General features: G+C 50.6%; 20 protein-coding genes and 2 pseudogenes. 3 read left to right on the top strand and 19 right to left on the bottom strand.

Going from position 1 to position 23,891, the window contains the following annotated elements; genetic code table 11:
* Positions 1–68: 68 nt before the first annotated feature.
* From E5161_RS09995 to E5161_RS21125, 11 genes and pseudogenes are all read right to left on the bottom strand, one after another.
* Entirely contained in the window at positions 69–1,835 is a 1,767-nt protein-coding gene (locus E5161_RS09995) for a glycoside hydrolase family 2 protein (protein WP_136777586.1), read from the bottom strand.
* Positions 1,832–3,859 carry an alpha-L-arabinofuranosidase C-terminal domain-containing protein gene (locus E5161_RS10000; RefSeq protein ID WP_136777588.1) on the bottom strand — a complete coding sequence of 676 codons (2,028 nt, stop codon included), beginning with the start codon at positions 3,857–3,859 and terminating at the stop codon, positions 1,832–1,834. Before E5161_RS10000 ends, E5161_RS09995 begins: the two co-directional genes overlap by 4 nt.
* 20 nt (positions 3,860–3,879) lie before the next feature.
* On the bottom strand, positions 3,880–4,773 hold the full coding sequence (locus E5161_RS10005; protein ID WP_136777590.1) for a carbohydrate ABC transporter permease: 894 nt from the start codon (positions 4,771–4,773) through the stop codon (positions 3,880–3,882).
* A gap of 14 nt (positions 4,774–4,787) precedes the next feature.
* Positions 4,788–5,750 (bottom strand): ABC transporter permease, encoded by a 963-nt coding sequence (locus tag E5161_RS10010; protein ID WP_136777592.1) that lies wholly within the window; start codon positions 5,748–5,750, stop codon positions 4,788–4,790.
* A gap of 126 nt (positions 5,751–5,876) precedes the next feature.
* Positions 5,877–7,469 carry an extracellular solute-binding protein gene (locus tag E5161_RS10015; RefSeq protein WP_136777594.1) on the bottom strand — a complete coding sequence of 531 codons (1,593 nt, stop codon included), beginning with the start codon at positions 7,467–7,469 and terminating at the stop codon, positions 5,877–5,879.
* 134 nt (positions 7,470–7,603) lie between these two features.
* Positions 7,604–9,199, bottom strand: a complete 1,596-nt coding sequence (locus tag E5161_RS10020; protein WP_136777597.1) for a response regulator — start codon at positions 9,197–9,199, stop codon at positions 7,604–7,606.
* A gap of 3 nt (positions 9,200–9,202) precedes the next feature.
* Positions 9,203–10,996, bottom strand: a complete 1,794-nt coding sequence (locus E5161_RS10025) for a sensor histidine kinase (RefSeq protein WP_136777599.1) — start codon at positions 10,994–10,996, stop codon at positions 9,203–9,205.
* 62 nt (positions 10,997–11,058) lie between these two features.
* Complete coding sequence (locus tag E5161_RS10030; protein WP_342773856.1) at positions 11,059–11,919, bottom strand: AraC family transcriptional regulator; 861 nt, start codon at positions 11,917–11,919, stop codon at positions 11,059–11,061.
* Between the two features lie 385 nt (positions 11,920–12,304).
* Positions 12,305–13,120: an ABC transporter permease gene (locus E5161_RS10035; RefSeq protein ID WP_136777601.1), complete on the bottom strand. Its 816-nt coding sequence runs from the start codon at positions 13,118–13,120 to the stop codon at positions 12,305–12,307.
* Positions 13,117–14,127 (bottom strand): ATP-binding cassette domain-containing protein, encoded by a 1,011-nt coding sequence (locus E5161_RS10040; RefSeq protein ID WP_136777603.1) that lies wholly within the window; start codon positions 14,125–14,127, stop codon positions 13,117–13,119. The genes E5161_RS10035 and E5161_RS10040 overlap by 4 nt, the downstream gene beginning before the upstream one ends.
* Before the next feature lie 253 nt (positions 14,128–14,380).
* Positions 14,381–14,482 (bottom strand): annotated as a pseudogene (locus E5161_RS21125) (ABC transporter ATP-binding protein); the annotation flags it as partial.
* Between the two features lie 126 nt (positions 14,483–14,608).
* Here E5161_RS21125 and E5161_RS10050 point away from each other — a divergent pair.
* A complete protein-coding gene (locus E5161_RS10050; RefSeq protein WP_136777605.1) occupies positions 14,609–15,217 on the top strand; it encodes a hypothetical protein in 609 nt (202 codons plus the stop codon).
* Positions 15,218–15,285: 68 nt separating this feature from the next.
* Here the strand turns inward: E5161_RS10050 and E5161_RS10055 are convergent.
* Positions 15,286–16,065: pseudogene (locus E5161_RS10055) on the bottom strand (NAD(P)/FAD-dependent oxidoreductase); the annotation flags it as partial.
* A gap of 129 nt (positions 16,066–16,194) precedes the next feature.
* Between E5161_RS10055 and E5161_RS10060 the strand changes: the two are divergent.
* A complete protein-coding gene (locus E5161_RS10060; RefSeq protein WP_136777609.1) occupies positions 16,195–16,998 on the top strand; it encodes a class I SAM-dependent methyltransferase in 804 nt (267 codons plus the stop codon).
* A gap of 125 nt (positions 16,999–17,123) precedes the next feature.
* On the opposite strand, the gene E5161_RS10065 is transcribed toward E5161_RS10060, so the two are convergent.
* On the bottom strand, positions 17,124–17,468 hold the full coding sequence (locus E5161_RS10065; protein WP_136777611.1) for a hypothetical protein: 345 nt from the start codon (positions 17,466–17,468) through the stop codon (positions 17,124–17,126).
* A 334-nt stretch (positions 17,469–17,802) separates the two neighbouring features.
* The gene (locus E5161_RS21410; protein WP_425456505.1) at positions 17,803–17,970 is read right to left on the bottom strand and encodes a dihydrofolate reductase family protein; all 168 of its coding nucleotides are present in this window, start codon (positions 17,968–17,970) and stop codon (positions 17,803–17,805) included.
* A gap of 253 nt (positions 17,971–18,223) precedes the next feature.
* Between E5161_RS21410 and E5161_RS10075 the strand changes: the two genes are divergently transcribed.
* The gene (locus E5161_RS10075) at positions 18,224–18,655 is read left to right on the top strand and encodes an OsmC family protein (RefSeq protein WP_136777614.1); all 432 of its coding nucleotides are present in this window, start codon (positions 18,224–18,226) and stop codon (positions 18,653–18,655) included.
* 487 nt (positions 18,656–19,142) lie between these two features.
* On the opposite strand, the gene E5161_RS10080 is transcribed toward E5161_RS10075, so the two are convergent.
* The 5 genes from E5161_RS10080 to E5161_RS10100 form a co-directional block, all read right to left on the bottom strand.
* Positions 19,143–19,901: an ABC transporter ATP-binding protein gene (locus tag E5161_RS10080; RefSeq protein WP_136777616.1), complete on the bottom strand. Its 759-nt coding sequence runs from the start codon at positions 19,899–19,901 to the stop codon at positions 19,143–19,145.
* A 4-nt stretch (positions 19,902–19,905) separates the two neighbouring features.
* Positions 19,906–22,227 carry an ABC transporter permease gene (locus tag E5161_RS10085; RefSeq protein WP_136777617.1) on the bottom strand — a complete coding sequence of 774 codons (2,322 nt, stop codon included), beginning with the start codon at positions 22,225–22,227 and terminating at the stop codon, positions 19,906–19,908.
* Between the two features lie 15 nt (positions 22,228–22,242).
* Positions 22,243–22,878, bottom strand: coding sequence for a TetR/AcrR family transcriptional regulator (locus E5161_RS10090; RefSeq protein WP_136777619.1), 636 nt, complete (start codon positions 22,876–22,878; stop codon positions 22,243–22,245).
* A 256-nt stretch (positions 22,879–23,134) separates the two neighbouring features.
* Positions 23,135–23,491, bottom strand: coding sequence for a DsrE family protein (locus E5161_RS10095; RefSeq protein ID WP_136777621.1), 357 nt, complete (start codon positions 23,489–23,491; stop codon positions 23,135–23,137).
* A gap of 169 nt (positions 23,492–23,660) precedes the next feature.
* Positions 23,661–23,891: a hypothetical protein gene (locus tag E5161_RS10100; RefSeq protein ID WP_136777623.1), complete on the bottom strand. Its 231-nt coding sequence runs from the start codon at positions 23,889–23,891 to the stop codon at positions 23,661–23,663.

Here is a 23,891-nt window from a genome sequence, read left to right on the forward strand (position 1 = left end):
TTATACAACAAGGCCCTCCCGGATGGAGGGCCTTGTCTGCCTGTTATTGCGCGTTCCGTTTATGTCCGTTATCCCAGATTAATCTCTCTTATTTTCTCCAACGGAACTTTCGGTTTGCGGTCTTCCGTCAGCAAGCCGTTGATTTCCTGCTGCACGTCGGTCACTTGGGTATAGCAGTATCCGCAAATGTAATCCAAGCTCTTGATCGCACGGGTCAGCCCTTCGAACCGTGTCAGGAATTCCTCATCCGACTCCACCTGACGGCCGTAGCCCCATCCTTTGTCCGATTGATAGGCGATGCCGCCGAACTCCGTGATCATGATCGGCTGCCCCCGGTATCCGTATCCTTCGGCAAAGGCATACTTCCATTGGTTGCAGGTCGTTTCGTTGCTTACGATGGCGTCTTTGTTGTCCGAGTATCGCTTCAGGAATCCGTCTCCGGTCTGCACGTAATCATGCAACGTCAAAATATCCGATACGGTATGCTCCCAGCCGTCGTTCGTGATGACCGGACGGTGCGGATCGATTGATTTCGTTAAATGATAGACGCCCTCGGTTAATTTCTGTTGCCGCGAATCGCGCAGGATCGTGGAAACGCCCCAAGATTCGTTGAACGGCACCCACGTAATGATGCTGGGATGGTTGTACTGTTGGCGTACGATTTCCAGCCATTCCTTCGTGAACGCCTCAACCGCGCGGTCATGGAATTCGAAAGTAGCCGCCATTTCGGACCATACCAGCAAACCTTTCACGTCGCACCAATAGAGGAATCGGGCGTCTTCGATTTTCATATGCTTGCGCACGCCGTTGTAACCCATCTCCAAAATCTTGTCGATATCTTCGATGAGCGCATCCTCGCTCGGCGGGGTCAGATGACTCTCCGTCCAGTACCCCTGATCCAAAATCAATCTTTGGTAGACCGGCGCATTGTTCAACAGCACCTTGCCTTTTTCGATGGAGATTTTCCGCATTCCGAAATAGGAGTGTACCCGATCCACCACGCGATCCTCCGCGTACAGAACGAATTCCACGTCGTACAAATTCGGGTTCTGCGGCGACCAGAGGCATTTCTTCCACGGACCGTTCGCCTCATGTACCAGATCGACTTCCACCGTCAGGCAGGGGCGGTCGATCGCCAAGCCCACCCGCTTTACGGGTTTGCCCTTCAGCGTCACGATCGCTTCCAGCCTCAAATCTCCGGCGGCTTCTTCCACTCCGTCCACCTCGTAGTCGAAGCGGACGATTTGGCGGTCGATATCCGGCGTGATTTTGACCGATTGCAGCCGCTGTTCCTCAACGTACTCCAACCATACTGTCTGCCATATTCCGGTCGTCTGGACATAGAAACATTCGAAATTGTCCTTCGTCCAACGCTGCTTGCCCCGAGGCTGCGTGCAGCTATTGCTGTCTTCCGCTTTTAACGTGATCCGGTTGTCTGCTCCGAAGACCAGATACGGGGTAATATCGAAGGAAAAAGCCGCGTACCCGCCCTGATGGCTGCCCGCCATGACGCCGTTCACCCACACTTTGGCGATATAGTCGACGGCTTGGAAATGCAGGATGACACGTTTACCTGCGGCATCTTTCGGGATATGAACCGTTTTGCCGTACCAAACTTGCGAATGGAATTCTTCGATGCCGATTCCGCTCGCTTTCGTTTCGTACGTATATGGGACGGTAATCTTATGGGTTCCTTCGAACTTCTCCTGCCACTTCTCCATCTCTCCCGCATTGAGGTCATCGAAACGGAAGTCCCATTCGCCGTTCAAATTCAGCCAATTCTCGCGTACGAATTGCGGTCTCGGATAATCCTTGATATATGCTGCCGTTGTCATGCCCTGCCTCCCGTTTCATGCTTTGCCTTGATCTCGAGTGCATATATCGACGAAGGACGTAACGCATATCCCTTCTGCCAATCGGCAATCGGTACAATGCGTGACGTACAGCCGATAAGGTTCGGTGCGAAAACGGAATTGATATCATCCGCGGAATTGCCGGTAATCTCGTGCAATATCGTTTCCCCGGGAGTCTGGAAGGCTTCCAAGTTCAACTCGGTCTTTACCTCCCGCAGGCTGCGGTTCACGATAAAAACGGTGACGACGCTCCCGTCTTCATTCGCACAGGCCGCGACGTCCAGGTCCGGAAGCGCGTCAAGCCCGATGGGGGTCGGCTTGTTGGCCTGGACGGAGAAACTCCCGCATTCGGTCTCGATCGGAAGCATCCGCCGGATGTCCCGATTCGCATACAGCTTCATAACTTCATAGGTCGGCGTTCCGTACACCGTGAGGGGCAATCCGCTCCAGCCGGATACCTTGCCGCAATACTGGTCGGCATAATAGTCGCCTACCCGGATGCATCCCCCAAGCCAACCGTTCACCAGATCGGAGAAGCTGCCAATCTGCACGATGTCGCTGCAGCGAAGCATCTCGTTCAAGTTGGCGGCATTGGCGACTGCAGCGCCGAGCGTATGCTCATCCGGCAGCCCTTTGCGGACCGTATTCGGGTAGTACATCGTGTTGTATTCGGTAATGGCGATCTTCACATGCGCGTGCTTCGGATTCGCGAGAATCCGCGCCATCGTCTCATGAATGTCTTGGCGCGTCCACTCCGAGTACGCCGCCATTGCCTTATAGCGCTCTTCCGACGGCGTTTCCCGGTTCATCCCGAAACGTCCGTAGCCGTGATACAAGTGCAGGGTCAAATAGTCGAAATGCTCGCCTGCAATGTCTAGCACCGTCCTGTTCCATTCCTGATTGGTATGCCCGCAAGCCAGCAGAATGATCGAGGGGTCGGCCGCCTTCATGGCTTGCGCGAACGAAATGCACCTTTCGGCAAACCGGTCCGCGGTACAAGTGCCGACCTGCCATTGCCCCCACACCTCGTTGCCGATTTCCCAATAGCGGACGTTGTACGGCTCCGGGTAACCGTTCGCCGCCCGCCGTGCTCCCATCGGCGTGTCGATTCCCCCGTTGCAGTACTCTATCCACTGCGCGGCTTCTTCGGGCGTGCCGGATCCGTCGTTCACGCAAATGAGCGGCTCGACTTGCAGCTCCCGGCAAAACCGGATGAATTCGTCCGTGCCGAAATATTTGCTCGTCCATCCACCCCATGCTTCATTGTACATAACGGGCCGCTCCAGATCCGGCCCGACGCCGTGCTCCCAGTGGTAGGCGCTGATATAGTTGCCGGCGAGCCTCATCATGCCCGCGTTCAAATCCCGCGTCATGTCCACGACCTCGCGCTTGACGAGGCCGACGTTGTCCTCCGGCAGCAAAGACAGATGGTCGATCCAGAGCATGCCGGTGGACACGTGGTCGATCCAGCGAGGATGTTCAGCCGGCACGTATATCCGGACCTCCGCGTCGACGCACGCGCGGGAAACGGGCAACATCGCTTCGTACTCCAACCAATTATGGCTCGTGAGATCGATGCGGACCTGGCCGAGCGATTGTTCCGAGAGGCGGTCTACCGCTTCCACGATCACATAACGGAGCTCGACGGAAGCACGAGCCACCAGCCTGACCTTGTAGGCGATCGGCCCCTTGAGCGCCGCCTTCTGCGCGACGCCGGCATACGCCTCGTCATCGCTTAAAACGCGGACGCGCTGTGCGCGGCCCGAATGCCTCGGAGCCGGCGCTTCCAGCGCGTACCGGGTATTCCTTCCGTTCGTGAAAGCCGTCCAACTGCCCGATATTTCCGTCTTCGTCTCCGCTTCGCTCTCGAAATCCATATCCTTCAAAGGAAAAGCGAGCATGGCCTCCATATGATCCCGAATGTCCTCCACGAAGTGCCCGAACAGGTACGGGTTGACGGTATGCTCGCTGGGCTTTCCGCAATCGATTTTGATCTTCGCGTTCATCTTCTACACTGAACCTCCGTTCATCCTTTGATCGAGCCGATCATGACGCCTTTGACAAAATGCCGCTGCACGAACGGGTACATGATCAATACGGGCAGACTGGAGATAATGATCACTGCATATTTGATGCCCTCGGCAAGCAGAACTTGATTCTCCATTCCGACATTGCCGTCGGCGGAGCCGGCAGTGCTAATCATCAGAATTTCGCGCAGCACGAGCTGGAGCGGATACAGATGCTCGTTGCGGATATAGATGAGCGCGCCGAAAAACGAGTTCCAGTGGCCGACCGCATAGAACAACACCATCACCGCCAAGATCGGCTTCGATAAGGGCAGAATGATGCTGACGAGCAGCCGCCAGTTGGAGCAGCCGTCTATATGTGCGGCTTCCTGCAGCTCCCAAGGGATGCTGGATTGGAAATACGTCCGCATGACAATCAGATTGTAAGTGGCGATCGCGCCGGGCACGATCAGCGCCCACATGGTGTCGACCATGCCCAGGCTTTTGACGAGCAGGTAGGTCGGGATCAGCCCGCCGTTGAAGAACATGGTGAGCGTGATCAGAACCATCAGCAATTTGCGCCCGGGCAGGTCCGGCCTGGACAGCGGATAAGCCGCCAGAATCGTCATGACCATGTTGACTGCCGTGCCGACCACCGTATACAAAAGGGTGTTGCGATACCCGAGCCAAACTTTCCCGTCGTGCAGGATGTAATTATAAGCGGCCAGCGTGAACCCTTTCGGCAGCAGCCATACTTCTCCGCCCAACACCTTGGCCGGATTACTGAAAGACGCGCTGACGACGAACACGAGCGGGTACAGCACGATCAAGATGATGAGCGTCGCGATCGTATAATTGACCGCATTGAACACCCGCCCATCCGATTGCCCGCTAAGCTTCGCTTGCTTGGACATGTCGCCTGCCCCCCTTACCATAAGCTTGTCTCCGCCGTTTTGCGCGCAAAGCGGTTCACGAGCAGGAGCAAAGTCAAATTGATGACCGAGTTGAACAGTCCGATGGCAGCCGTGTAACTGTACTCCCCGTTGAGAATGCCCGTCTTGTAAACGAACGTGGAGATGACGTCGCTCGCTTCCGAGTTCAGGTTGTTCTGCATGAGCAGAATTTTCTCGAAGCCGATGTCCATGAAATGCCCGACGTCCAAAATCAGCAAAATGACGATGACGGGGACGATCCCCGGTATGGAGACGTGCCAGATGCGCCGCAGCCGCGAAGCTCCGTCCATCTTGGCGGCTTCATACAACTGGGGGTTGATCCCGCTCAGCGCCGCGATATAGATGATCGACTGCCAGCCCATGTTCTGCCAGATGTTCGAACTGATGAAGATCGTCTTGAACCACCCGGCCGACTCCATAAAGCGGATCGGCTCGCCTCCGAGCCCTTGAATCAACGAGTTGATGGGACCGCCCGTTGGCGACAGGAACACCGTCAAAATCCCAACGATGACGACGACCGATATGAAGTGGGGAATGAACGTGATGTTCTGCAGTACCTTGTTGAACGTTTTGTTCTGAATTTCGCTCACGATGAGCGCAAGAAGGATCGGAATCGGAAATCCGATGAGCATCGAGAATAAATTGATGGACAACGTATTCCAGAGGAGCCTGCCAAGGTAATACGAATCGAAAAACCGCGTAAAGTGTTCGAGGCCTGCCCAGTGGCTGCCTCCGATTCCTTTGCTGGCAACGAAGTTTTTGAACGCGATCTGCAGTCCGTACATCGGCCCGTATTGGAAGATTAAATACCAGGCGACCGGAAGAAGCAGCATCAAATACAAGTCATACCGCTTGGCGATCCGCGTGAACAACCCGCTTCCCCGCCGCGTGCGCACCTGAGGCGGAGCGGCCGCCATTTGGGCTTGCGCGCTCTTCATGGGAATCTTCTCCTTTCAAAAGCGAAAGGCGCTCTTCATCCCGGGAGAAGCATTCTCGTCGAACGCTTCTCTCGGAATTCCGAGCCCTTTTTCGCAGTGTCGTTTGAGGATGCTTGAATCCGATTTTTATTTCTTCATCTTGTCATAGGCATCCTGATAAATTTTCTGCAGCTCGTCGATATTCAGCTTCTTCAGGGTCGACTGGTATTCGCCCCACTTGTCGAAACTGAGTGCTCCGGCGATGAACTTCGTGCTCTGTTCTTCGAAATACTTGTTGATATCGTTCGTCAGGACGTTGACGCGCTGCGCGGTTTGCTCATCGAACATCGGCGCACCGTATTTCACCTTCGGCATAAACGGCGTGAGCTGGTCCTGGGCCGCCTGCACTTGCGGCGGATTGATGAAGGACGCGACCTTGTCGCTAATGAGATGGGGAGCGCCTCCGCCGGCGTACGGAGTGATTTTCGATTGGTTGCCCGACTTCAAGAACGCTTCCGTGTAGTAAGGAATGCCGTCCTTCAGCTCGTAGTTCTCGCCTTCCCGGCCGAACCTCAGCATGGTAGAGCCTTCATCGCTGTAGAAGTAATCGATCCAGCGCATCGTGATTTCCGGGTATTTGTTCTCCGACGTGATGGCGAACGCTCCGAAATCCCGGGCGATCGGCGCGGCTTGGGCCTGCAAGCGGTCGCCGTACGGGCCGGCCGGCGGCGAGATCCCCACGTATTGGACTGCGATGTCCCGGAAGGGATTGTTCGTCTGGTCAAAGAAAAATCCCGTGTTACCCGAGGCTTGTTTGGCCAAATATTGCGCTTCCTTCTGGGAGAAGACCTCGGGATCCAACAATTTCTCTTTGTACAGCTTGTTCAGGTACATCAGCAGTTCTTTGTATTTGTCGCTGCCCATCCAGATTTCCACTTTGTCGTTGACCAGGTTGATGTTGTAACCGAGCTGCTGATCCAAGCCGAACGAACCGCTCATGATGTTGACGACCGGTATTCCTTGGCCGGGTACGCCGGCCCGAGCGGTCATCGGGAGTTCGTCCTGTTTGCCGTTGCCGTTCGGGTCCTTGTCGCGGAATGCTTTGAGTGTCTCGTACAACTCGTCCGTCGTTTCCGGAACTTTCAGGTTCAGCTTTTTCAGCCAAGCCTGGTTAATCCACTTCTTGTCCGTACGCGCCGCGTTCAGCGTCACGATGCCCGGAATCGCGTAGATGTGGCCTTCCGGAGTCGTGATGCTCGCGCGGATTTCGGGATTCTGATCCATGAGCGCCTTCAGGTTCGGCGCATACTTTTCGATCAAGCCTTCCAGCGGAATCAGCTGGCCCGCTGCCCCGTAACGGGTCGCTTCGAGAGGCGTAAGTCCCGAACGGTACACCGCGTCCGGAAGTTCGTTCGACGCGAACAACAGGTTTTTCTTCTCCTGGAAGCCGTCTGTCGGCGCTTCGGTGAATTCCACGTGTACGTTCGTCATTTTCTCGTAATCCTGGAACACCGGCATATCCTTGAACGGACCGTTGGAAGGAGCGATCCGGGTGAACATTTTCAGCGTGATCTTATCCTTCACGAGCGGGAATCCGCTTTCATTGACGGCATTTTCGGTTGACGCCGATGCCGTTGGTCCCGCCTCTTTCTTATCGCCGGATCCGGAATTGCATCCGGCCAGCGTCAGACCGGCAGCGATCGTCGCGATCATCGCCGTTCTTTTCCAGTGTTTACGCATGAATCTGTGACCCCCGTTGTTCGATTCACCAGACGGTTTTGTAAGCGTTGCCGCGGTGTGAGTTCATTATATTTCACGATTGAAAGCGCTAAATTCCAAATATATGACTATTTACTCCACTTATTTTACGTCGGTTACCTCTTGACCAAGCTGAAGCTGTTTACATAGGCGTGCGGTGTCATCCCGGTCAATTCCTTGAACACTTTGAAGAAATAATTATAAGTGGAAAATCCGACGCGATTGCTGATCTCCTTGACGGAATACCGGCCGCTCTCGAGCAGCCTTCGGCCCGCATCGATGCGTACCCGGTTCACATATTCGGAAAACGTCGACCGCGTTTCTTCTTTGAATATTCGGCTGAGGTACGAAGGGTTTAATCCGATCGCGCCGGCTGCCAGCTCCAACGTGACGTTGCCCGAATAGTTTTCCTGGATATATTGGATCGCCTGCGACACATGCCGGGAATAGGAGCCGCTGACCTGATGCTGTTTCAGCAGCTTCAGCAAATCGGCATAATAGCATCGCAGCCATTGCTCCAGTTCTTCGACGCTGCCGATTCTCTTCAGATCGTCGCGTGAAGGCAACGGCTTCGTCGTATCGGTGACCCGCAGACATTTGGCAATCGCTTTATCCCCAAGCTGCAAAAATTCACGGACGATCATTTGGACAGCATGGGAATGAACCGGCTGTCGGCGAATGGTTGCGAAAATGGAGGCGATCAACTGATGCATGGCTTCTTCGTCCAGCCTCTCGATTGATAAAAGGAGCTGCTTCTGCTCTTCAATCGTCAAAGAATGACGCGGCTGAATGCGGCTTGCCGGCTCCGTGGAAGGGGAGTTGTCGAGAATTCTCACCGCCGCGGCGTAACTTGCTCCGATTTGCGACAACTTGCCACATATGTGACCGACAGCATAGATGGATTTCAAATTCAAATACAGCTCAAGCGAGTGCTGGAGCTTGCCCATCAATCTGACGGCCTCGCTAGCAACTGCATGTTCGCTGCGCTCCCGAAATGCGAGAACGACAACCAGGCGACCGTCTTCCACGTAGGCCGCCGGCCGTTCGAGAATGTCGCCCAAGCTTTGCTGCACGATATCGACGGCCTGCCGGACCATCCGATTCGTTTGCGCGTCGCTATAGGACTCCGTGAGCAGCAGGAAAGGAACGATCTGCACGGCCGCCGTGACGTAGCAGGCAGCTTGGGCGAACATGCCGTTCTTACGCGCGATCCTTTCAAGTTCATGGACGGTATCCGGCTTCCCTCTGGCCATATCCGCGAGACAGTCGCGAATGCTATGAAGGTCCGTTCGCTCTGCCATTTCGCCCGCCGGGCGAGCATGCCTCCGATCCTCCCGTTGCAATTCCTGGACCGCTTTATTCAAGCTGGACAAGAGTGACGTGTCATCCAGCCGGTGCTTCAGCAAATAATCGACTGCGCCGTTCCTCAAACACTCGCGCACGTAATCGTAATCATCGTAGCTGCTGAGCATGATCGTCTTGACCGCGGGAAACCTTTCCCGAATCGCACGATTCAGTTCCACGCCGTCCATTTCGGGCATATTCACGTCGATGATGGCAATGTGCGGGGGCGATTGCTCGATCATCGACAAAGCCATGGCGCCGTTATACGCTTCGCCGCTCAGGTCGAAACCGTGTCTGTTCCAATCCGTGAGCGTCGACAGATGATGACGAACCAACGGCTCATCGTCAACGAGAAGCACATTGAACATGGCTTATACCACCTCTTTCGCGGAAATCTCCGTCTCGTTATGCAATGGGAATCTGATTTCCGCCTTCGTGTAACGTCCCGGCTCGCTCATCAGCTTCACGCCGTACGGCTCGCCGTACATGCGCACGATCCGTTCATGCACGTTCCGCACGCCCATTCCGCTGAAGCGGGACGAGTTCTTTTCCTTTTCCGGCTCTCCAAGCAGAAGCTCTATTTCTTCCTGCGTCATGCCCTTGCCGTTGTCCGTGACTTCGATGATGAGGTCGTGTTGCTCCGCGTAGACGCGAATCCGCACGAATCCTTCCTGACCCAGTTGACCGATTCCGTGGATGATTGCATTTTCCACCAACGGCTGCAACATCAGCTTGAGCACTCTGCACTTCAGCAAGGCGTCATCCTCAATCTGCGTCACCACTTGGACCGGCTCCATAAACTTGTATTTTTCGATCGACACGTAGCTTGCGACGTAGTCCAATTCCTCCCGCAAGGTGAGAAATTCGTTAGAGTTGCCAAGCACACTCCGCATGAGTTCGATTAAGGAACCCGACACCTCTTCGATATTGGGCACCCCATTCAAATTGGCCAAATACTTGATGGTATTGAGAGAGTTGTACAAAAAATGCGGGCGGATCTGCGCCTGCAGCGCGGTCAATTCCGCCTCCCGCTTCTTTTTCTCACTGATTCGTATCCCTTCCATCAACCGTTCCAAATCTTCGACCATGTCGATAAAAACACGGTAAAGGTCTCCGATTTCGTCTTTGGATTTGATCTCCGTCCGCGGAAAGGATAAATTACCTTCCCTCACCCACATCATCATGGACTTCAGCTTTTGAATGTGGATCGTGGTACGGTAGGACATCTGCAGCGATCCGATGAGAATGAGGATGAATACGATGACCGACACTTCGATCATCCGATTCCGGATTTTGGTGGATTCGCTGAGCAGCGAGTCCATGGGGATTAACGCCAGTGTCGTCCAACCGGTGTAAGCCGATTGGCGTTTGACGACAATATAGGATTTTCCGTCGATGACTTGATCTGCCACGCCGCGTCCCGAGAATTGCCGATTTACCTTGACAATCGTATCCACGGAAGGAGCATCGGATTCCGGCATGGATTCCGATTGATAGACGAACCCGTTGTTTTCGTCCAGCACGTATAACATGCTGTCCACCGTCGGCTTTACGCCATACGTTTTCTTGATAAAATCATAGTTCAAATCCACCATGACGACGCCGATCGCTTTACGGTCGTAACGAATTTCGCGGCCGACGGTAATGACATCGTCCGTTCCGGCCGGCTTGAAATACGCGTGGCGCGATCCGTTACGCAGAATATCCTTCATCATCGGCGTTTCCAGAAAGGAGCGGTCGAGCCAAGGACTTCCGGTGAAAAACACCTTCCCGTTCGTGCCGACGACGGCAATCCTTGATATGTAAGGTTTATAATCGATGAGTCCCGACAGGAACTCGCTAATCCGCTTTTGCTCCTGGAACCACTCATAGCTAATTTCCTCATTCGGGCTCAAGATCGTATCGATCACCGTGTTCTTATTGGTGACGACGACCGTGTTCAACCGGTCGATCTCCTGAAGCATGATATTGAGGGACTCGTCCGCCTGACGGATACTGTCCGATACCGAAGTTACCGCATTATGCTTGATCGTATCACGCATATTCACGTACACGATGCTTGTAACGGAGACGATGGACAGCAGGGTAACCAGAGCGAACCCGATAAATATTTTCCCTTGCATGCCCCTGGGCGTTATCCACCTGCGAGGGTTCAAAAGCTTCATGTTGCAATGTCTCCTTTAACATGTCATGCGCGGAAAACGCTTACATTTTTACCGCAAAAAAATCATTCTCTGCCCGCTGCCCGAAATGCGTTCGGAGAGATTCGATGATAAACGGTGAACGCCCTGGTGAAGGAATACAAGTTCGGATAACCCAAAGACATGGCGATCTCCGTAACCGTCGCGCCCGTCTCCTTCAGAAGCCGTTTGGCCTTCTCCATCCGGATTTTCTGAATGTATTTTTGCGGAGACATGCCGACTTGACCGGTAAACACACTGGTAAAGTAGGAACGGTGCACACCCGCGAAAGCCGCGACTTGCTGCACGGATATGCCCTCGGTGGCGTGAAGCTCCATGAAATCCATGCATTCGTGGATCCAGCCGGAAGGCTCGGCCGCATCGCTTAGCGCCGAATCCGGGATGAAATCGGCGAACAAACCGCAAATCAACGTCTGCAGCTTCATGGCAGAGGCCGGCATCCACCGTTCTCCGTGGGAAAGCGCTTGAATCACCTGTTCGGCCGAATCTCGGACTGCAAGCGGAACTATTTTGCGAAACGGACTTTCCGGCGTCAGTCCGGAGAGCTCCAACAAAGGTTTGACCCTGCTGCCGTCCAAGGCGAGCCAGCTCAATCGAAGAGGATTTTCCGAAGGCACCTGGCAATAGTAGTAGGTTCGTTCCGGAAACAAGCAAAATAAGTCCCCTTGCCCAAGGTCAATCCATTCGCCGTCGAATTCAAAACGAACGATTCCTTCATGGACGAAATGAATGCTGTAACATTCGATCCTTTTCGGTCCGACCTTGTAGTGGGGTTTAGCGATGCTCCGGCCGGCCCGCACGGGCCACAACTGCCCTTCTTTCTCGAGATATCCGGGCGTATAATAGAGGAATTGCGCGAACTCATGATCGAATTCCTGCAGCAACAAAGCCTGCCCCCTCTCTTACTCCTATCGTCTCATACATCTTTTAAAATAACAATTCAAATGCAACAAAAAGCTATTTATGAATTTCTTTAAGTTCAATAATATCAAGCGAAGATGGGATGTCCATTGTCCAAATTACCTAACATTATGATAATTACGAGCGTTCAACAGCATTGGAGGACCTTTGGATTTTTACTATAAAATTACATTTTATATTCGACAGCTTCCTCATCGTTTGTTCCGTAAACATGAGTTTTCAAAAGCCGCTTACAGAGCGGGTTTTTGTATGCGCCGTCAATGGCTTTCTCAGTTCTCTATTTTTCCTATGGAACGTAAAAAAGCCCAGTATGACTGGACTTTTCACTGCTCCATAAGTATTTCATTATATCTAAGTGCGCCGCATATATGCGCGGACAGTGAGCGGCGCGAAGACCGCTACGATTGCAGCAGCGCTAATAAGAGAGAGGGTGAACTCTGCGCCTATTGCGCCGTTATTGGCCAGTTCGCGGACGGCGCTGACCAAATGCGAGATCGGGTTGATTTTTACGAACCACTGGAGCCAATCCGGCATCGTATTGACCGGTACGAAAGCGTTGGAAAGAAAGGTGAGCGGAAACAGCACGATCATGGAAATCCCTTGAACGCTTGCGGCCGTGCGGGCAATGACGCCGAAAAAGGCGAAAATCCAACTGACGGCCCATGAACAGACAATGACAAGTAGTCCGGCGATGACGACGAATCCCATGCCACCTTCGGGCCGATAGCCCATGATATACCCCATAACGAAGGTGAGTACAGTCGCAATCGTATAGCGGATTGTATCAGCGAGCAGGGCTCCGGCCAAAGGCGCGATACGTGCGATCGGCAGTGATTTGAAACGGTCAAATACGCCCTTATCCATGTCCTCGCGGAGTTGGACGCCGGTAACGATGGAAGTGGCGATGACGGTCTGCACAAGGATACCAGGAATGATGATCGGCAAATAATTGTGTACGTTTCCTGAAATGGCGCCGCCAAATATATACGTAAACATCAGGGTAAAAAGAATCGGTTGAAGCGTAACATCGAACAATTGCTCGGGAGTGCGCCGGATCTTCAGTAGTCCCCGGTAGGCCATCGTCAATGAGTTACGAAGCGTCTGTCCGAGACCTGCATGATTTTTTAATGGGCGGCCAGTGTCTTGCATCACGGAAGAACTTTTCATACTCCGGCTTCCTCCGTTCTGTTCGATTGTTCTAAATCTTTCTGCACAATCTCGGTTGTGCCCCGACCCGTGATCGTTAAAAACACTTCATCCAGCGTCGGCTTCTGCACGCTGATCTCGGTTAGCCGGATTCCACGGGTACGAAGAGCGATCAGCAAGTCGGTCACTTGAGCGGCGTCCGCCAAAGGCGCGGTGATCTTGCCGGCTTCTGCCGCTATACTGGAGCGGACATCAAGCACCTGTTCCACGATTTCGCGGGCATCTGCAATGTCCTGAGCATGATCGACTCGCAAATGCAGCGCCGAGGTCCCGACAGATGCTTTCAACTCATCCACCGTTCCCTCTGCCACGACCCGTCCCCGATCAATTACCGCGATGCGGTCTGCCAGTTGGTCCGCTTCATCAAGGTATTGCGTAGTGAGCAGCACGGTCGATCCTGTAACTACCAAGCGGCGTATTGTATCCCACATCTGTGAACGCGTTCGCGGGTCCAGGCCGGTCGTCGGTTCGTCCAAGAAAATGAGCGGAGGCTGAGCAATGAGACTGGCGGCCAAATCCAGCCGACGACGCATGCCTCCGGAGAAATGCTTAAGCGGACGTTTCGCCGCTTCGGTCAAACCAAATTCCTCCAATAGCTCCACCGCCTTGCGCCTTGCTTCGATGCGTCCTAATCCGAGCAGGCGGGAAAAGATAATAAGATTCTCAGTGGCGCTTAACGACTCATCGACCGATGCATATTGACCCGTCACTCCGATCAATTGCCGCACGATATGCGACTCTTTCGCCACATCGTGTCCGAAGATACGCGCCTCTCCTTTATCCGGTCGCAGCAAGGTCGCTAACATACGAATTGTCGTAGTTTTGCCCGCTCCGTTTGGACCAAGCACGCCGTAAATCGAACCGGCGCGCACGTTCAAGCCTACACCGTCCACAGCGCGATTGTCACCGAACGTTTTTACGAGCCCCCTGGCTTCGACCGCCCATTCATTTCTGCGTTTCGCGTTCATTTCGGCATCTCCCAATCCCTTTTATGTTGAAGCCATAACTTGCAAACATGAACGGAGTGTAAATTAGTTGGCATGGTTGCATTTTAAAACTTTTTATTCGCTTCTTACACCTCCTGGGGAACGTTTGTGGCTCGGTCTACAGACGGACCGCCAATTTAACAAGAATAATCAAAAAAGCTTCTCAAAGTTCGATGAACTCTTGAGAAGCTTTTTTGATCCAAGTAAATGCTTCTGTTACATTACTTGCGGAAACGTCACGCATGGACGGAAGAATGATATTATCGAGGATATTCAGTTTTTTCAGCAAAGTGGGCTGCTGAAAAACAAATCCCATTTTATTTCTACGAACATCGGATTATCACACAAAAAAAGGTATTCTCTTTCCTTTAAAGAATGTATAAGCCAAAGAAATCTAGAAGATATTCAATATCTTAAATCATAAAAGTTGTTTCTCAGTGAAGTTATGAAGGAGCAACGTACGATGAAAAAGTTTGAGTGTGTGAGAAATCTGTTTTCACAACTGCTAAGCCGTGAATACAAGCCGATAATAGTCGATCTTTCCGACAAATGGCAGCTGAAGGCAATACCGGGTACATCGACGATTAATCAGGCCAAACCATATCTGGGCACGATGCCGATCCAAGTGGAATTCTATTCCGGCGGGGAGAGAAAGATCACCTGGGAATTAACCCTTCACTGTTACCAATCGGCGCTGGTCCGCTCATTGGAGGATGATGAAGGAGGGTATGTGTTTTTGATCAGAAGCTCAAAGTCAGAACTCCTTTTTCGCGCTATGCAAGCGGCAAAATATACGCCAAATGACGAGGGAATGCTGGTAACGATCACGGCTGACCTCAACTCCAAGAAAGGGGACACGGAATTCACCGAACACATGCGGGAGGCTTTGAATCACTTTGCTCCTGCTCTCGAGGAAATGGGAGGGAGGATCCTGAAGCCACACCAGATCGCCCTCATCGATTACGACTCTATTCGCAATGCAATCATCCAAAGCTCGCAACAGGTTTTAAGCTCCACGACGTTATTTGTAACATTGAAAGCATTATATAAAGGAGAATTGAAGTTACAATAATCAAAATAGCCGGGATCGAACCGGGTCCATGTTGATTCATATAACCACGATTCTTTTACAAAAATAGATTATCCGCTTCGCCCCCAGGCCTCCATATTCAGTTCATTGTTTATGGCCGCGGCGGTAAAAGCGCCCATAGCGGCGGCAGCAATGGCCTGATACAGTCGTGATGCTGCATCTCCGGCGCTATACACGCCCGGAACGTTGGTTTTCCCGAATTCATCGACGACAACCATTCCCGTTTCCGTGATATCGCATCCCATGGCTCGCGGCAAGTCCGATCCCGTAACCAGCTCCGGTTTAAAAAAGATTCCCCTGCACGGAATGATCGTCCCATCATTTAGTACGACTTGCTGTACGATCCCGTCGTTGGAGTCGATGGACCGAATCGGCGAGTCGTACATAGGTACTTGATGTCGCCGAATCTCCTGGCGCTGAGCATCCGTCAGATCATCAGGACCGTTCGTGCAGATGGTAAAACGGTTCGACCATCCGGATATGAGTGGAGCGAAATGCATGAGCTCAGCTCCCTTATTAATGACAACAAGCGGCTCGTCTCTTAATTCCCAGCCATCGCAATACGGACAAACAAAGGCGCTTTTCCCATAAGTCTCTGCCAGTCCGGGAATGTTTAGCGGCCGATCCTTCATGCCTACGGCAAACAGCACCTTTTTGCTTTCAAAAGTTTTTCCTTGCGAAGTCGCAATTTGAAAATGACCGTCCGTGCCCGCAATCGATATGGCTGTATCCGCCACGAAAGATACGGACGGATAGGCGCTAATCTCTTCCTGCGCAATTCGCCTGAATTCACTTGGGCTAATTCCGTCGCGAGTAAGAAACCCGTGTGTGTTGATACAACGCGCTCCACATGACTCGTATGCGGGAACATAGCTTATTGAGTTCTTGTTTGCCGAAGCTGGAATATGAATAAGATGATACGATTTATATCAAAATCTGGTTTGTCGGAGGAAGATTGAATGGTTGATCTCCAAGCAATCAAACAACGTCAACAACAAACTTGGGCATCGGGAGATTATACAATCGTAGCTACTCAGCTTAACATTGTCAGTGAATTACTTTGTGAAGCAGCCGCGTTGCGAGCCGGCCAGAAGGTATTAGACGTAGCAACAGGCAGCGGGAACACCGCAATTGCCGCCGCTCGGCGCAATTGTGATGTAACGGGCATTGATTATGTTCCAGAACTGCTAAACCGTGCTCGAGAAAGGGCTGAGGCTGAGCGTATAAAAGTCACCCTCCTGGAAGAGGACGCTGAAAACCTGTCCTTCCAAAGCAACTCTTTCGACGTTGTGCTCTCTACGTTTGGCGCGATGTTCGCTCCCAACCAAGAGCAAACGGCCAAAGAATTAGCCAGAGTATGCAAGCCAGGCGGAAAAATCGGCATGGCGAATTGGCCTAAAGATACCTTTATTGGGCAGATGCTTACCGCTGTATCCCAGCTGGTGCCGCCGCCGCAAGGTTTGAAACCTGTTGTCCTTTGGGGATCGGAGGAACATGTGCGCGAACTGTTCTCTGACGCTATTTCATCGCTGCAGCTTACACGTCGAACCGTGATGTTCCGCTTTCTATCGACCAAGCATTTTCTGGACACATTTCTTAATTATTACGGTCCAACGCTTAAGGCTTATCAATCACTTGATTCTAGTGGTAAGGAAACCATGGTTCGCAGCCTTACTGACCTAATAAACAGATATAACCAGTCAGGCGACGAGTCGGTTATGCTTCCTTTCGAATATGCAGAAATTGTTGCTACCAAACGGTAGCATGCCCACTAGATCCACCGACCCTTAGGATGGGAATGTCCCAAACATGAAGATAAAAGGACCTCAAATCCCACTGTGAGTGGGATGAGGTCCCTTTTTTCAACGCCTGCTTCAGTCCATTGTTATTATTTTATTTTTGCAGCAATCTTGGTCTTTGCCATTTTTACTATTTCTCTGTGCCCCGCATAACTCATCACTGCGAATATGGTATTTACTACAGCAAATAAAGTATACGCACTCTCCATACTTACCGCTATCCATATAGATAATACGGTCAACAATAGCAAGATAATGAAAGTTACAATAGGCTTAGTAAATACAAAAGCCCATGCTATTAGTTGAATGAAAATAAGGAAGCCGCCGATAAAATGCAAAAGTTCGCCATCATATCCAACTGGTTGGGTGGTCAGAAACTTATAACCTATGAACAATAACCACATCGCTAGCAATAAACCTGTTGCTATTCGCATCTAATAATCCCTTTCTTGTCGAATATTAAGATAGGTTAAATATGCCAATGACTATTGTACCACTTTGAAAATTGCCGCAAAACGTAATTGCGTGGAAGATTTACAATACTCTTACGAGATGTGAATGTTCACGATGACGGTTCAATCGAAATTACGTACAACTTCCAAAACCCACTTCCTCCTCCCCTTATTCTAGCGAGTTTGCCGAGCAAACTCTCACATTTTAAAGCCTCCATGAACGAAACGAACCGAAATCGACAGACGGGAAGAAATAGGCGTACATGAAGAAACCGCCCCCTATTCCGCGGGAGCGGTTTCCGAAGCCTTATGACAATTAGCGCACGACGCAGTAGATATGAGTGACGACACCTGTGGGGAACGTCTCAGTTGCTTCTAGCTTCAGCTTGAACTTGTCCATCCCCTCAGGGAACAAGCGCTGCCCGCTTCCAAGCACCACCGGGTAAGTCATCAGGCGGTACTCATCGATAAGATCAAGTTGGATGACTCATCTTCCATTCTCCTCTTCGTTTTTTGTGTTTCAGCTTTTGTCTTTCGATACCTCATTTAGATATTCCTATCAAAAATACTTTTTTGCTTTATCATTTAACCTTAAAAATTGGAGACGAGGAGGAGCGTATCGGCACGAGGGATTTTATGGAAACCGCATCATGCAGTTATTTCGTTCAACATTGGGTTAGGCAGACGCCAGGCTGTTCGTTTAGACCCGCATATGACAAATTCAAGGAGGCAGTAGCATGAAAATCAGCGTACTCGTACAAAACCAAGAAGGCAATCATCATGTAAGCTTGCGCACGAACGACAATATCCATACCCTGGCCATTTCCCCCAAGCCGACAGGGTTAGGATCGAGTGTGAACGGGGGCGAGTTGCTCTTTTTGGCCTTATCTACGTGTTATTGTAATGACATCTATCGGGAAGCGGTGAAGAGGGGCATTCGAATCATATCCGTGGAGGTGGAGGTTACGGGTGAGTTTGGATCTGATGGCGAACCGGCAACGAATGTGCGCTACCGCGCGAAGATTGCAGCGCATGCCAGCGAAGAAGCCATTCGTTCGCTTGGCCGTGAAACGGATCGCCTTAGCGAGATTCAGAACACCTTGCGCGTCGGAACGTCAGTGACGCTGGATGAGATTAACGCTGTATCTGTGGGGGAGTTGCATGAATAACAATGCAAAGAAAGACAGCGTGGGATGAAGCAATGTTTGAATAAAATGGCCATAGCCCTTTCAAGCTCGATCGCGCGGAACGTCCCCTAATTTGGGTTTTCCACCCTCGTTGCTATTCCTTGCCGTCATAACGAAATAGCCGTTGATCTCAAAGTAATCCATCAACAGCTTGCGCAGATCGGGTAAGTTAACGTATGTCCAAGCGCACAAGAAGCTCAGACGCTAGCTACGTCCGAGCTTCGACAGATAGGTAAATGTGGCTTCAATACGCTATTTCCTATTGAGTGACACACAACACTCCACATGGGATGAATGCTGACGGTAGATTAAAAATCTGAGATTTTAGGTGTTCACCCAACAACAATCATCTTTGCGGATGATTAGGCTGTTTTATTATTGACTACAGGTTTAGACGCCCCATCGCTTAGGCGATGATGACCATCGCCTGTTCTCGCGTGATCTTATATTCGGACGGAAGGGAAACTGGTCAAATTCCTATTTCCCGCATTTTCTCCGTTACTTCCTCGACTCTGTCATCAAGATCCGTCCCGTCAAACTTCGGAAGCGCCAGTTCGCTCGAAATTGTTCCGTCACGCATAAACATAATGCGCTCTGTCCGCGCCGCAACCTTTGCGTCGTGAGTGACAAGCATAATCGCAGTACCGTCCGCATTGATTTCAGAAAATAGGTCCATAATCTCCTGCGCAGATTTTGAGTTGAGTGCACCCGTAGGCTCGTCGCCGAAAATGATTTTGGGACTGTTCATCAGCGCGCGGCATATACCCGCACGCTGAAGCTGACCTCCCGAAACCTGCGTAATTTCGCGATTTTCAAGCTCCGCAATGCCAACCCTTTTCATAAGCATTCTTGCTTTCTCCGAAATGGATGCGGCGTTTTTGCGATTGTCACGCATGGACGGAAGAATGATATTGTCGAGGATATTCAGATTTTTCAGCAAAGTGGGCTGCTGAAAAACAAATCCCATTTTATTTCTACGAATATCTGACAGCTCATTCTCAGAGGCCGAGGATAAATCCTTGCCGTCAAATACGACCGTTCCCCCATCAACGCTATCCGTTCCGCTCAGCGCAAACATCAGCGTCGATTTTCCAGAGCCCGAAGGCCCCATTACCGCAACGAACTCTCCTTCGCTGATTTCAACGGAAACCCCATCCAGAACATTACGCCTTTCATCGCCTTCACCGAAAGATTTTACGATTCTGTCAGCGATAATCATCTTCTTCATATTTCTACTCCTTTATATGATCGGAAATTTTGACATGTCCTGCACGCGATGTACCGATCATGGTTGCGATAAGTACCGAGATGATCATCATCAGCGGACTGAACAGATATGCCATAAACGGGTTGACCGTAAAATCAAACGTTGAGGCTCCAAACGAGGAGATCACCTTTCCTGCAAGCATCTCACCGAGCGTGTTTGCCAGAAGCGTGCCGAGAACAATTCCGATAATCAAAACGAATACCGTGCGCGAAATATACTGTGCCTTCATATCCGAGTTTGTAAAACCGAACGCTTTCATGACGGCAATGGAATATCTGTCCTTTGCGACAAGCATTTTCATAAATAACAAAGTAACGAGTACTGTTATAACCAGCGCAATGGCAATTGCGGCGTAGGAAGCCGTTTCAACGGAGCTTATTGTTGAGCCCAGCGTCTGTTTAACAAATTCATCAATGTCTGAAGTCTTTGCATAATCAAACTTGTCCGCATATTCCGCAACCTTCGCGTCAATAAGGGATTTATCCGAGAGCGCAGCGGGGACAATGCTCCACATCGCGCCCGCCGAATTGTCGGTGAATACCGCCTTGGCGGTTTTGCCGCCGTTGGTAATGTCGGAATAGACTCCGCTTACCTTGAGATCTTTTTCCTTCCCCTCAACCACCAGCGTAATGTCATCGCCGACCTTAAGGCCCAACTCATCTGAGTATATCGTCGAAAGCGCAATTTCGTCATCTGCGGCGGGTCCTTTGCCCATGGTATATGCGATAGGAAATATCGAATGGTCGCCAAGTTCAATTTTCATATTTTCTTCTGATCCGTCTTCCATCTTCGCTTTGTATGTTTTTGTTGTTAGGACGGCAACCTTCGAAATGGCTTGATCGCTCTTCAATGTCTCTGCGATTTCAGCGACTTTGTCAGAGACATGATCGATATTGCCGGGCAACTGTATGCGCAGATCGTAGTTTCCAATCCCCATATAGTGGATGAAGCTTGGTGAGGAAATCGAGCTGTGCAGGTTCTGCGGAACAATCATGATAAATGCCGAAATCACCAGCACAGCAAGCATCGTGGCGTAAAGTCTTTTCCTTGCGAGAACATCCTTGATTCCAAGAAAAATATTCGTATTAAACAGCCTGTTTCCGCTTAGGGTAAAACGCTTAGCGCCAGCGGATTTTTCTTGCGAAGTGCCAAAACGTATAGCTTCCGCGGCGGATATTTTCCGAAAGCGTCTCAGCACTCCGTTTACATAGGCAATGATGGCAAGGAATACAAGCAATATGCCGATGATTCCTAAGACATAAGCCCAAGAAGAATTCTCGCTTTCCCCCATATAAAGCCGTATATTTTCAAGAAGCATACCTTTGAATACAAACGAAAGAGCAAAACCGAGGATAGAGCCTGCCGCCGTAATTGCTGCATATTTCGCAAGATAAATCTTCTTGATATCGGAAATACGCAGCCCAATAGCTTTCATAACACCAATTTCGCGATAGTCGTCTTCGATTTTCGCTAGGAGCGTAAAGCGTATGCACATGAACGCGATGGCAACGACAAGCAGGCTTACCAGAAAGATAATTCCGATCATCATCCCGTCGGAAATGGCATTCATCAATCGAAAAAGCGCATATGTAACCGTTGGCCCGTTCATCTCAAGTCCTGCGTTCGCATAAGCGGTCTCGAATGCGCCTAGCCCCGACATATCCTTTAATCTGAACTCAATCAGATATTCCGGATTTCCAAGGGTTTTCATTTGTGCGTAATCATTGCTGCTTACAAGAAATCGCTTTGAAGCGGAGAGCGATGAATTCATTGTCGAATCGCGGAGAAATCCCGCAACGGTAAATTCTTTTCCGCTTATTACGGCCTTGTCCCCAACCTTAGTGGTGTTGTCCTTCATATAGCTTACTGGCACATAAACCTCACCATCGGATACTTGAATAACGTTACCGTCAAGATCTAGCAGGTAATCGAATTTCTCGCTCTGTACACTTAACCCGTTGTCCTGAACGCTGTTCGCGAGCGATTTTTCACCAAAAATAAAATGCGCACCATCGATATTCAGGAATTCAACCACTTGAAATTCATCGACATTGCTGTTCTGCTTTGCAAAAGCAGCCAGCCGTTCAGTATCTATTCCGCCTGAGTGCATCTGCAATAAATGCGGAGTTTCCGCCCTCGTCATCAGCGTATTGATCGAACCTGATAGATTGACGACGAGGATCGCCGCGAGCGAAACAAGCATAGCCGCTGCAGCGACGAACAGCATGGTCGTCAGCGTAATGGCTTTGCTCTTTAAAATGTCATTACGGATTATTCTGGAATACATAAGCCACCTCTGTTCTCAAGCTTGTTGACTGCCAAACATCTGCATAACGTGCATCAGGCTTCCGCTTTCGGCACCGAGCAGCCTTTCGGCGTTAAAAACAAACGCCTGCATGCGAGAAGTGCGCTCCTCGTCCGTCATTGGAACCATATCATCATCAAACACGGTATTCGCGTAGGTCACGATCATTTCCATGCATTCATACGGGAACGGCGTGCTGAACAGTTCCTGCTCTATGCCCTCGCGGATTATTCCGGTCAGTATTGGTGTAATGCCATTAATGATGACCCTCTGTATTTTTTGGTGCATAAGCGCGTTTTGCGGCTTGTGAATGTGCTCCATAATTTCCATGCTGCTTCTGCCGTTTAAGTTGAGTGCCATAACAACGCGGACAATTCGCTCGACAACGGGTATGCTCTTGTTTGCGGCAATGTCCTGCGCCGAACCTAAGAGACGAACGCTATACCGTTCAATCAGCGCGTCAATCATATCCTCTTTCGATTTGAAGTGATGATACAACGTTCCCCGCGCAATTCCGACCTTCAGTAGAATATCGTTTGTACTCGTACCGTCAAAGCCCTTCTGACCGAAAAGCTCATCCGCTGCGTCAAGAATTTCGTTCCTCCGTTCCTCGGCCGCTTTTACAATTCTCATTTTTATCACCTCGTTTTTTGACCGACCGACTGCCTGTCGGTTTAATAATGGCATGTATTTGTTTTGAGAGTGTCAAGTGGGTTTTAATTTCATCAAAAAAAAGCCCCGGCACGTTTTGAAGCGTCCCCGGGCTCCGCGCACAGATTGACATATCGTAAACTCAGATTCGCGATAAATACCATAATTTATCCGTAGTCATGCTGATCTTCGATTAACCGTTGCAATGCCATAGGGTCAGGTCGATGCCGGTTTCCTGTTACAGGGTTATGATTTGCCATCCGTTCGAAACTAACGTTGCGATATTCGTATGCGCGTCTGTGTCAATTTCTTTAGAGAAAGTCACTTCGGCTTGCTCTATGTTCTCGGAAACGTTAAAGGAGCTGGCGCAGTGTCCGCAGGCTTCGATGACACCGAGTTTTTTTACGGCCTTGAATAGCGGGTTGATTTTATGGTTGGGATCCTCTAATTTCGGAATCCAAAGCACGCCTTGGCCGTCAAAAATCAATTTCACCTCATGACCGGCCTCGTGCAGATCTTGCGTGTAAACCAGGGCATGGATGGCTCTGCCGAGTTCAGCCTCTGTTGCATGTACAATAATAGCTACTTTACTCATTGTAACTCCTCCTTCGATTAAATAGTCACCTGATTTTCAGATGATTATTCATGGATCAACCCTTTTTTTCGGGTAAACCAGCAAAAAAAAAACGGATCAGAGTGAACGCTCTGATCCGTTTCAAACTAATAGCGTGGTATCCAATCATACGTAACGAATACCTACTGCTTTAGATAAAGAAAAAGGGGAAAAATCCTGGGAAAAATCCAGGGAAAAATCCAGGGAAAAAGCCGTCAAAAAAGAAAGCCTTGATCTCGGCTTTTCCCTCTTTCGGGACCATAATAACATGATCGTCTCTAACCTCTTTAACGATACCTGAAATAGCGGCACCATTTTTGTAAACAACAATCATTTTGTTCTTCATTTTTTTCTTCTGCTCAGCAGTCAAAGTCGTTTTCAT

The sequence above is a fragment of the Cohnella pontilimi genome, from assembly GCF_005049045.1.
Classification (GTDB): Bacteria; Bacillota; Bacilli; order Paenibacillales; family Paenibacillaceae; genus Cohnella; species Cohnella pontilimi.